The 9480-nt window shown below is 65.4% G+C and carries 12 protein-coding genes; 4 read left to right on the top strand and 8 right to left on the bottom strand.

Going from position 1 to position 9480, the window contains the following annotated elements:
* Window positions 1-24 precede the first annotated feature (24 nt).
* Complete coding sequence (locus tag XI03_RS06170; RefSeq protein WP_271591618.1) at window positions 25-663, top strand: HAD family hydrolase; 639 nt, start codon at window positions 25-27, stop codon at window positions 661-663.
* 81 nt (window positions 664-744) lie between these two features.
* Here the strand turns inward: XI03_RS06170 and XI03_RS06175 are convergent, their stop codons facing one another.
* The 6 genes from XI03_RS06175 to XI03_RS06200 all read right to left on the bottom strand — a co-directional run bounded on the left by XI03_RS06175 (window position 745) and on the right by XI03_RS06200 (window position 7294).
* Window positions 745-1698 carry a YVTN family beta-propeller repeat protein gene (locus XI03_RS06175; RefSeq protein WP_271591619.1) on the bottom strand — a complete coding sequence of 318 codons (954 nt, stop codon included), beginning with the start codon at window positions 1696-1698 and terminating at the stop codon, window positions 745-747.
* A 2-nt stretch (window positions 1699-1700) separates the two neighbouring features.
* A complete protein-coding gene (locus tag XI03_RS06180; protein ID WP_028144499.1) occupies window positions 1701-2282 on the bottom strand; it encodes an SRPBCC family protein in 582 nt (193 codons plus the stop codon).
* A 1057-nt stretch (window positions 2283-3339) separates the two neighbouring features.
* Complete coding sequence (locus XI03_RS06185; protein ID WP_271591620.1) at window positions 3340-4107, bottom strand: AAA family ATPase; 768 nt, start codon at window positions 4105-4107, stop codon at window positions 3340-3342.
* Window positions 4108-4213: 106 nt separating this feature from the next.
* The gene (locus tag XI03_RS06190) at window positions 4214-5074 is read right to left on the bottom strand and encodes a PCC domain-containing protein (RefSeq protein WP_271591621.1); all 861 of its coding nucleotides are present in this window, start codon (window positions 5072-5074) and stop codon (window positions 4214-4216) included.
* 9 nt (window positions 5075-5083) lie between these two features.
* The gene (locus XI03_RS06195; RefSeq protein ID WP_271591622.1) at window positions 5084-6691 is read right to left on the bottom strand and encodes an acyl-CoA synthetase; all 1608 of its coding nucleotides are present in this window, start codon (window positions 6689-6691) and stop codon (window positions 5084-5086) included.
* A 105-nt stretch (window positions 6692-6796) separates the two neighbouring features.
* Window positions 6797-7294 (bottom strand): hypothetical protein, encoded by a 498-nt coding sequence (locus XI03_RS06200; protein ID WP_028144495.1) that lies wholly within the window; start codon window positions 7292-7294, stop codon window positions 6797-6799.
* Between the two features lie 94 nt (window positions 7295-7388).
* Between XI03_RS06200 and XI03_RS06205 the strand changes: the two genes are divergently transcribed.
* Window positions 7389-7748 (top strand): hypothetical protein, encoded by a 360-nt coding sequence (locus tag XI03_RS06205; RefSeq protein WP_271591623.1) that lies wholly within the window; start codon window positions 7389-7391, stop codon window positions 7746-7748.
* Window positions 7749-7835: 87 nt separating this feature from the next.
* Window positions 7836-8111 carry a GNAT family N-acetyltransferase gene (locus XI03_RS06210; protein ID WP_028144493.1) on the top strand — a complete coding sequence of 92 codons (276 nt, stop codon included), beginning with the start codon at window positions 7836-7838 and terminating at the stop codon, window positions 8109-8111.
* 49 nt (window positions 8112-8160) lie between these two features.
* Here the strand turns inward: XI03_RS06210 and XI03_RS06215 are convergent, their stop codons facing one another.
* Complete coding sequence (locus XI03_RS06215) at window positions 8161-8556, bottom strand: SPW repeat protein (protein ID WP_028144492.1); 396 nt, start codon at window positions 8554-8556, stop codon at window positions 8161-8163.
* A gap of 317 nt (window positions 8557-8873) precedes the next feature.
* Here XI03_RS06215 and XI03_RS06220 point away from each other — a divergent pair, with 317 nt between their 5' ends.
* On the top strand, window positions 8874-9149 hold the full coding sequence (locus XI03_RS06220; protein WP_212249637.1) for a GNAT family N-acetyltransferase: 276 nt from the start codon (window positions 8874-8876) through the stop codon (window positions 9147-9149).
* 65 nt (window positions 9150-9214) lie between these two features.
* Here XI03_RS06220 and XI03_RS06225 read toward each other — a convergent pair.
* Window positions 9215-9480: DUF3597 domain-containing protein (locus XI03_RS06225; RefSeq protein ID WP_271591624.1), on the bottom strand; the 266-nt coding region annotated here is incomplete at its 5' end.

Here is a 9480-nt window from a genome sequence, read left to right on the forward strand (position 1 = left end):
GCTCGACCAGACTCCCCTTCCCCCATGCCCTACGCCCTCGCCATCTTCGATCTCGACGGCACGCTGGCCGACAGCTTCCCGTGGTTCCTGCGCACCGTCAACGACATCGCCGACCGCTTCGGCTTTCGCCGCGTGCGGGATGAGGACGTCGAGGAGCTGCGGCATGCCTCGACGCGCGAGATCCTCAGCCGCCTTGAGGTACCCTTGTGGAAGCTACCGGCGATCGCGCGGCATGCGCGGCGGCTGAAGGGAGAGGCAGCTAGCGAGATCCCGCTGTTTGCGGGCGTCGAGGCGATGCTGCGGACGCTGGCGGACGACGGCGTGGAGCTCGCGCTGGTGACGTCGGACAGCGAGGCCAATGCGCGCGAAAAGCTTGGCGAGGCCGCCGCGCTGTTTTCGCATTTCGACTGCTCGGCATCGCTGTTCGGCAAGCCCGCGAAATTCCACCGCGTCATCCGCCGCGCCGGCGTGGCGCCAAACCAGATCGTCGCTATCGGCGACGAGGTCCGTGACATCGAGGCAGCGCGCAGCGTCGGGATTGCCTGCGGCGCAGTGTGCTGGGGCTATGCGGCCCCGGCGGCGCTGCGCGCGCACGGGCCGGATCACGTGTTCGAGCGGATGGACGAGATTGCGGACGTGTTGTGTAATCGTAGGGCGGATTAGCGCAGCGTAATCCGCCGACCGATCGTCGATGCAAGATGGCGGATTACGCTTCGCTAATCCGCCCTACACACCCTACACACCCTACTCCGTCCTGCGCAGGAACGCCCCGAACGCGCGCGGGCCGTCGCCGGTCCTGATCTCGCCGATCACCTTCAGATCAGTCGCGTCGATGATGCTTAGCGTGTTGCTCTCCCAGCAGGCGACGATGACGCGCTTGCCGTCGGCGGTCGCAGCGATGCCTTCGGGATAGTCGCCGACATTGATGCGCTTGACCGGCTTCAGGCTCGCCAGATCGAACACGCTGACGGTGCCGCCATACTGGTCGGTGACGAAGCCGCGGCCCAGCGTCAGCGCCACCGCATAGGGGCGCATGCCGACCGGCACGCGGCCGATCTCGCGCCCTTCGGCGATGTCGATCACGGAGACGTCGTCGGAGCCGACATTGGCGGTGTAGGCGCGCTTGCCCTCGGCATCGATGGTGACACCGAATGGTCGGGTGCCGACCTTGATGGTCGCCTTGCGCTGGCGCGTCGCCATGTCCACGACCGAGACGCTGTCGTCGTCGCGGTCGGCCGAGAGCAGCAGCCTGCCGTCCGGCGTCACCGCCAGGCCCGATGGCGAGGCGCCGACCGCGATGCTGGCCGTGACGCTGCGGCTCGCGGCGTCGATCACCCGCACCGCGGCTGCATACCAATCGGCGACATAGACGGTGCGGCCATCGGGCGCCACGGCAATGCCGAGCGGCCCGCCGCCGACCTCGATCCGCCCGACCACCTGCCGGGCTGCGGCGTCCACCACCGTCACCGCCTTGGCGTCCGGGCTCGTCACATAGGCAAAGCGGCCGTCCGCGCTGACGGCGACGCCGGCCGGCTTGCCGCCGATCGGGATGGTCGCGACGCTACGCGCGGCGGCGAGATCCACGACCATCAGATCGTCGCTGAGCTGGTTGGTGACGAACGCCTCCTCGGCAGCGGCGCTGCCGAGGATGGCATGACAAAGGCTGGCGGCGAGCGCCGCCAGAACCCGCATCCGCACGATCAGCTACCGCTCTCGATCTTCTTCTTCAGGGCTTCGAGGCCGGCCTTGTAGAGCCCGCTCACCGCCTTCACCGCGGCCTCGTCGCTCAGCTCCGGCGGCGGATCGTTGTTGGGAAAGCCGCGGTAGAATGCCCCGGCCCATTCCAGCTTGGACTTGCCGTCGGAAGCCGGCGACACCGTCAACGTCGAGGAATAGTTGGTCACCGGCAGCACCTTCACGTCGACCTTGGTGATCCGGTACGAATAGCTCATCATGTCGGGCTCGTATTTGTAGAGCTCCTCATCGACAGTCGCCCCGCCCGTCAGCGTCAGTTGGCGCGTCGCGCCGATCTCGTTGCCCTTCTCGCCGGTGGTCTTGGTGACAGGCGGAAGCCAGCCCATGTCCTGGAAGTTGCGGATCGCAGCCCAGACCTTGTCCTGCGGCGCGTTGATCTCGATGGATTCCCGCACCTTCTGCCGGGTCGGCCCATGCGCCCAGGCCGCCGGTGAAAAAAACGGCCCGAAGGCTGCCGTCAAGCCTGCCGCCCCACACACAGCCAGCGCGCCAGCCACAGCCGTGCGCCGTCCAATCGTCACCCTCATCTCGTTTCCTCTTACGTCCAGTTGATCGTGCGCGACTTGGAATGCGCGCTGCGGTCATCCTAGCGCATTTTGGGGCCGAGGGGAGACCGGTTCGTGGCGCCGTTGCGGCGGAGCCCGGCGCGACCCACAAGCCCTTGCGCGACCCGGCGGGCAAAACACCCACGGGAGGGTCAACGCCACCAAATCGAAATATTTCTCTTTATCAGAACTTCGGATTATCGTATACACGATCATCCCAACCCGGCCGAGGGGCGCAACGCGATCGTCACGACACGCGGGATGGGACGTGGTGGACGCAGGCGGCGTCGGCGCGAAGGTGGTTTGCAGGGCGGGTCACACCGTGAGCAAGGACTAACGCGCACACGACCGGTGCAGCCTGCGTATGGCAAAATCGTGTGGTCCTGGCGCCCGGGGTCTGTGCGCCAAGTGTTGCGGTGATGTCGCGGCCCGACCGGGTGCGCGCATCAGCCATCCGCAAGGCGACGGGGGCAATAGTGCATCGCTCCCCGGGGAGAGCACGACATAAGCCGTAAACCCACTGCGCAGGGAAGGCCGGATGTTTGGCTACACCTGTATGCCGCTGTGCAGCTTTTTAAGCACACGCTTTCGCACAGTGGACCGCGGGTGCCAGCCGGCACCCGGCCTTCCCTGCGCCCTCGGCACTTTTGAGGGTGGCAACTGAAGCAAAAGCTCGGGCACGATGTGCCGCGAGGATGAAAGCCTGTGCCAGACCTTCACCGACAGTCTCGTGCCCCGGACGCGGCGCAGCACGAAGTGATGCGCAGCAGAGCCGGGGCCCACGCCGCAACGACACCTGCGGCTCCTGGGTCCCGGCTCTGCGCCGCAACGCCCTAAGCGCGTTTACGCGCGTCTTCGACGCGCTATGCGCGTTGCAGCTTGTCCGGGACACCAGAGCGGAGAATGCCGCTACTCAACATACCGTCATTGCGAGCGCAGCGAAGCAATCCAGACTGCCGCCGCGGAAAGATCCTGGATTGCTTCGTCGCAAGGGCTCCTCGCAACGACAGCGGAGAGAACAGCCGTCAGACACGTTCAGCTATTCCTCCAGCGTCGCCTCCACAAACCCGCGCGGGTCAGCACAAAACTCCCGCATCAACCGGTAATGATCCGTCTCCTCGACCGTCACCGGCTCCAGCCCATATTTCGCCAGCCGCAGCAGCCGCGCATTGGGATACGCCATCAGCATCGGCGAATGGGTCGCCATGATGACCTGGCAGATCCGGGAATCCTCCATGCGTCGCAGCAGCTTCAAAAACTCGATCTGGCGCGCCGGCGACAACGCCGATTCCGGCTCGTCGAAGATGAAGATGCCCTGGCGCTGACAACGCTCCTCGAAGAAGCGCAGGAAGCCTTCGCCGTGGGAGTGCGACAGGAAATCGGGACCGGCCTGGCCGGCATCACGCGCGGCCTTGTCCAGATACCGCGCGACCGAGAAAAAGCTCTCGGCACGAAAAAACCAGCCATTGCTGATCTTCGGCAGCCAGCTCGCGCGAAGCGCCTTGCCGAGCTGGCCGCCCATCTTCTCGCGCGCCTCGGAATGGTCGACCGGCATATAGCCCTTGCCGCCGCCGGCATCGTCGTAGCCGGCGAGCGATGCGATGCCCTCGAGGATCGTCGACTTCCCGGTGCCGTTCTCTCCAACGATGATCGTGATAGCCGTGTCGAAGCTGAGCTCGAAATCATCCGGGAAGATGGGCAGGCAAAACGGATAGGCCTCGCGATCGTGAATTTTCGACGGGTCGAGCCAGACCCGCTTCAGATACGGTGCCGGCAGGTTGATCGTGCGATGGCCTCGCCGGCTCATGGTCGTCTCTCCGTCCGTTCCGCCACCGGCGATCTCAAACCGGAACGTAACGGGAACAATGATGCCGCGCAAGTGGCAGGGGCTCCCGGCGAGCCCCGGTCGCAACCTAGTCCAGCGCCTCCAGCACCAGCTCCATCGTCATCAGCACGGGATTGTCGCCGCGGACCAGCCGCCCCTCCGCCAAGCCGCCGGTGTAGTCGACCAGCGCGACGTCGAGCGCCGCTTCGATCGCACCGGAGTGCCCGGGCGCGATCAGACCGGCCGTCACCGCAAGCTCGGTCGCAAACGGCTCGGTCACGCCGCCATGGCTGAAGCGCGCGCCGATGGTCGAGCCGACGCCACCATGGATCTTCGCGCGCGCGATGCCATGCGTGCGGCAGAAGTCTTCGAGGGAGCCAGCAAGATCCTGATTGGGGCGCAGCCGCAGCGCGAAGGCGCTGGCCGTGGTGCGCGCGCCGCTGCTCGCAGCCGCCACCGGCCCGAACAGCTTGAAATTGGTCTCGGGATCGGACTCGGCGGCGAACATCGCGCCATCAAGGCCGAAGGCCTCGACCTCGAACGGTTCGGCGACAACAGTCTCGTCCGGCAGCATGTGGCCACCGCTCGCCTTGCCGTCCGCCTCCGTCCACAGCCCGTGGCAGTGAAAGAACGGCACGCCGTCGCGCATGCCGAGCGTCATGCTCCCGAGCTTCGTGCGCGTCACGCCGCCGGGCCGGTACGTGTCGCTATAGAACGCCGCGTTCTCGCCGGTCTTCGACAGCGCCGGCATGACATAGGCGAACGGCCCGAGCGCGCCGTGCCGGAAGTTGAGCACGCCGCCGGCAAATCCCTCCGCCGCAAAGCCACGCCGCGCGGCTTCCAGCAGCGGCAGACCTGCCGGAAGCGTGAACGAGAAGGCGCGCCCCCTCGCCTCCACCCATTGAATGCGTTCCGCGATGGGCGCGCCCGGCTGCGTGATACTCCTCATCACCTGCGCTCAGCCTGTCTTCGTCTTGTCGAGATCGAGCAGCCCGCGCGCCTCGAGCTCGTCGCGCACCATGCGCTTGGGGACCTTCCCATAGCCGGATTTCGGCAGCGCCTCCCAGAAGAAGAACCGCTTCGGCATCTTGTAGCGCGGCACCTTCGGCGAGAGGAACGCCGCCATTTCGGCTTCGCTCACCGCCTTCTCGCCGGCACGGGCCACGCAGACGGCGACGCCGACCTCGCCCCAGGTCGCATCGGGTACGCCGAGCACGGCGACCTCGCCGACCGCGGGATGCGTCAAGATCTTCTCCTCGATCTCGCGCGGATAGATGTTGGAGCCGCCGGAGATGTACATGTCGGAGGCGCGGCCCGTGATGTAGACGAACCCCTCTTCATCCATGTGGCCGAGGTCGCCGGTGCGGAACCAGCCGTTGCGGAACGCCTTCGCATTGGCTTCGGGATTGTCGTAATAGCCTGCGAGCACCGCCGGCCCGATCACGCAGATCTCGCCGCTCTGGTTGGCCGCGAGCTCGCGGCCCTCGTCGTCCTGGATCGAGACCTGCATGCCCGTACGCTCGAAGCCGCAGGTGCCGATCTTCGCGTGCGGGCCGTCCTCGGGATCGTGCAGCGCTGCCGGCAGCACGGTGATGTTGCCGGTGACCTCGCCGAGGCCAAAATACTGCACGATGACCTTGCCGAACTTCTTCAGCGCGGTCTTCTGATCCTCGCGATACATCGGTGCCCCCGCATAGATCACGTGACGCAGCGAGGAATGATCGTATTTGTCGACGGCGGGGTGCTCGACCATCATCTTCAGGATCGTCGGCACCGTGAAGAGATTGGCGACCCGATGGATCTCGATCAGGCGGAATGCCTCGTTGATGTCGAATTTTTCGGTCGGCAACAAGACAGTGCAGACGCCGCGCGCGGTCTGCACCAGTTGATGCACGCCGGCGCCATGCGACAGCGGCGCCACCACCAGCGAGGCGTCGTTCTCGGTGACGCCGGGCGTCAGATCGGCGAGATGGTTGGTGATCACAAAGCCCATCTGGCCGTGGGTCAGCACCGCGGCCTTGGAGCGGCCGGTGGTGCCCGAGGTGAAGAAGAACCAGCAGGGATCGTCGTGTTCGACAGCGACATTCGCGACATTGGCGCCGGCCTGCGAGGCAATGGCCTCAGCAACCGAGCGCTCGCCGAACGCGCCCTTGCCGTCGACGCTCCAGGTGAACTCGAGCGCGCCGCCTTTCACGGCCGCCGCATGCTCGGGAAAATCGACATGGCACAGAAACGCCTTGGCGCCGGAAGCTTCTGCGAGATAGGTGACCTCATCCGGCATCAGGCGGAAATTGGTGGGCACCCAGACCGCGCCGAGCCGGAACGCGGCGAACATCGAGAAGAACATCTCGTCGCCATTCTTGGAATGGACCAGGATACGGTCGCCCTTGGCAATGCCACGCGCGGCGAGCGCCTCCGCCAGCGCCGAGACCTGCGCATCGATCTGCCGCCAGCTCCAGGACTTGTCACCCCAGACGAAACCGGGACGCGCGCCATGCCGCCGCGCATTCTGGGTCAGCATGTGAGCGAGATTCATGACGCGGCGGGACATGCGCAGGGGCTGCATGGGGATTCCTCTTCGAGGGCGGACGGCGCGCTGGCCGCCGGCTCATTGCATCCCATTTATCGCCATCGCCCGCGCCCCTGCAAGGCCGGCGGATGCACGGCTCCCCTACGGCTGCTTGAACGCAAACGGCGTCGCCGTGATCGCCTTCTGCTTGACGCAGGTCTGCGGGCCAAAGCCGCCGCAGAAGCTGCCATGAAGATCGAAGCGGACGGTGCGCGCAGCGCCGCGCTTCATCGGCGGGGCCATGATCTTGTAGCGGAGGACATAGCCGTCAAACACCGGGCGAACGTTGCCGTCCGGCAGCGCCACCAGGATGTTGATGACGCAGCCGCCAGTTCCGCAATAGGTCGTCTCGCGATCGCCGCATTTGGTGTCCTGGAAATCGACGATGTAGTCGTCGCGGCCGTCACCGGTCAGGTCGATCTTGCGCACCGTATCGGGCGCGAAGGTCACCTCGCCACCGTCCTGGCTGGTGCATTCCTCGTTGGCGTAGCGCAGTGCCTTCTGCACGCCGGGCGGATAGTCGGAGGGATTGAACGGCTTTGCATCCTCCGCGCGCGCGGCGGAGACGAACAGAGCGAGCAGAAGCATCAAATAGCGCATGCGCGTTTGTCGCCGGCGCGGCCGCAATCGTTCAGGGAATTTTAAACATGATCGGCGCACCCTCGCTCAGTTCTCGCGTAAAGAGTGCCGCGTCATGGTCAAAGCGCCCGCCTTCCTCCTGTTGTCGCTGGTGCTCGCCGGATGTGCCGTGGCGCCGCAGGCGCATCTGGCCTCCGATCCCGCCTTCAAGCCTGCGCGTTACGCCTGGGATGGCGCCGGCGAGGATCCCAATCGACCGCGGGCAGCCGCACAACCAGCACGGACCGCGGCCCGATCCGAGCGCAACACATCGCAGGCCGGACTTCAGCCTCAGTCGAAGGAATGGTGGCAGGCGCAGGATGCCAGCGAGGCCGAGCAGGATGCCAGGGTCAACCGCTCCCTGGTCATCTGCCAGGGATGCCTGCGTCCGCCGCAGCAGCCCGAAGATTCCAGGCTCGCCAAAGCGGCCGATTGAACCGAACGACCTCAACATCGGAAACCGGCCGGCGCGACCGTGCGTTATGACTTGGTGCGCGAGGCTGGCAGCTGGAGGGGCGACAACATGAGCAACGTCATCAACAACAAGGACCACTGCCGCTACGAGCTCGCAGTGGATGGCAATCTTGCGACCGAGCATTACAAGCTCGATGGCAACGTCATCACATTCGAGCATACGGACGTGCCGAAGGAGCTCGGCGGCAAGGGCGTCGGCTCGAAGCTGGTGCAAGGCGCTCTCGACCAGGTCCGCGCCGCCGGATTGAAGCTGATCCCGCAATGCCCGTTCGTGAAGGCATGGATCGAAAAGCATCCGGACTATTCCGACCTCGTGGCGAGGTGAGAGCACAGGCCCGCCGCCCAAAGCCAGCGGGCCTGCCGACATCTACGGCCTATCGTCCGTGCTTGAGCATGTCCTGATCGTTCAGATCCCAGTCCTGCCACAGCTGAAGGATGCCCAGCAGCACCACCGCCGCGCCGAGGCTCGTGTGGTAGATGCGGAGAAAGCCGTCAGCGGAATAGCCGAGGGCGTAAGGCGAGGCGATGAGCCACAGTCCGACGAGGATCGTCGTCACCTCTTGCCAGCGCTGCAAGGCGACATATTCGAGCTGGCTGATGCCAAATACGACCAGGCCGATTGCGACCGTATTCAGGATCGCCGTCGGGTGCCCGGCAATCGCCGGATCCTGGATGGGAAACCACGGCGAAGCCACGATGAGCGCGCCGAGCAGCATCCCGCACCAGTCTTCCCATGTTCGATGAGTATTCAAGAAACCAAAGTCCGACATCGTAACCTCCTGCAAAGAGGCATACGTCTGCGGCTGGCAATCATGACACTCCGAATGTCTAGCGACCCTGCCGGCCGCATTCGGGCGTATGTCCTTGAGAGGACGTGGGAGCCGCCGTGGAACTTGCAAGGGTGTCGCCGGTAATTATTGGAGCCGGCGTGGTGTTCACCAAGGATGGCTTCTCGTACTGCGCTGCAGCTACAGGCACGCGCGTTTGCAGATATCTGCCGTGCGGCAAGCTCCCATGGCCGCGCCTTGCCAAGGACGGGGACGGGCTCCTAGATCAACGCGTCAGACGCACGTCGGAAGGATCTTGCATGGTGGCATCGGTACGGGACAACAAGGACAGGAGCCGCTTCGAACTCGATGTTGGCAACGAGGTCGCCTTCGCCAATTACCGGCTGACCCCGACGGCGGTCATCATCACCCACACCGAGACGCCCCGCGCGCTGCGCGGCCGCGGCATCGCCTCCGAGCTGATCAAGGGCGCGCTGGATTTGATCCGGCGCGACGGCCGCAAGGTGATTGCCGGCTGCGGCTTCGTCGTCGACTATCTCGACAGGCATCCGGAGGACGCGGATCTGGTCGCCTGAAAGCAAAAGGGCCCGCGCGACTGCGGGCCCTTGCGACACGACCGGCGGTCGATCAGTGCTTGCAGTCAGTGCTTGATCTCCGGCGGCAGCTTGCCGCCATTGGCGGCGAGCTTGGACATCACCTGCTTGTGCAGCCAGACGTTCATGCTGGCGGAGTCATTCATGTCGCCGCTGTAGCCGAGCTCCTTGGCGAGATCCTTGCGCGCAGCGAGGCTGGAATCGATGTCGAGCGCCTTCATCAGGTCGACGATCGAGGTACGCCATTCCAGCTTCTCGCCCTTGTGCGCGGCCACCGCCTTGTCGACGATCGCTGCCACGTCGACCGCGGCCA

Origin of the sequence: Bradyrhizobium sp. CCBAU 65884 (genome assembly GCF_028128835.1) — a bacterium.
Classification (GTDB): Bacteria; Pseudomonadota; Alphaproteobacteria; order Rhizobiales; family Xanthobacteraceae; genus Bradyrhizobium; species Bradyrhizobium ottawaense.

Bases quoted from the DNA above. Each gene is read 5' to 3' on its own strand.
- XI03_RS06170 (WP_271591618.1), top strand. From the start codon at position 25: ATGCCCTACGCCCTCGCCATCTTCGATCTCGACGGCACGCTGGCCGAC.
- XI03_RS06180 (WP_028144499.1), bottom strand. From the start codon at position 2,282: ATGAGGGTGACGATTGGACGGCGCACGGCTGTGGCTGGCGCGCTGGCT.
- XI03_RS06185 (WP_271591620.1), bottom strand. From the start codon at position 4,107: ATGAGCCGGCGAGGCCATCGCACGATCAACCTGCCGGCACCGTATCTG.
- XI03_RS06190 (WP_271591621.1), bottom strand. From the start codon at position 5,074: ATGAGGAGTATCACGCAGCCGGGCGCGCCCATCGCGGAACGCATTCAA.
- XI03_RS06195 (WP_271591622.1), bottom strand. From the start codon at position 6,691: ATGCAGCCCCTGCGCATGTCCCGCCGCGTCATGAATCTCGCTCACATG.
- XI03_RS06200 (WP_028144495.1), bottom strand. From the start codon at position 7,294: ATGCGCTATTTGATGCTTCTGCTCGCTCTGTTCGTCTCCGCCGCGCGC.
- XI03_RS06205 (WP_271591623.1), top strand. From the start codon at position 7,389: ATGGTCAAAGCGCCCGCCTTCCTCCTGTTGTCGCTGGTGCTCGCCGGA.
- XI03_RS06210 (WP_028144493.1), top strand. From the start codon at position 7,836: ATGAGCAACGTCATCAACAACAAGGACCACTGCCGCTACGAGCTCGCA.
- XI03_RS06215 (WP_028144492.1), bottom strand. From the start codon at position 8,556: ATGTCGGACTTTGGTTTCTTGAATACTCATCGAACATGGGAAGACTGG.
- XI03_RS06220 (WP_212249637.1), top strand. From the start codon at position 8,874: ATGGTGGCATCGGTACGGGACAACAAGGACAGGAGCCGCTTCGAACTC.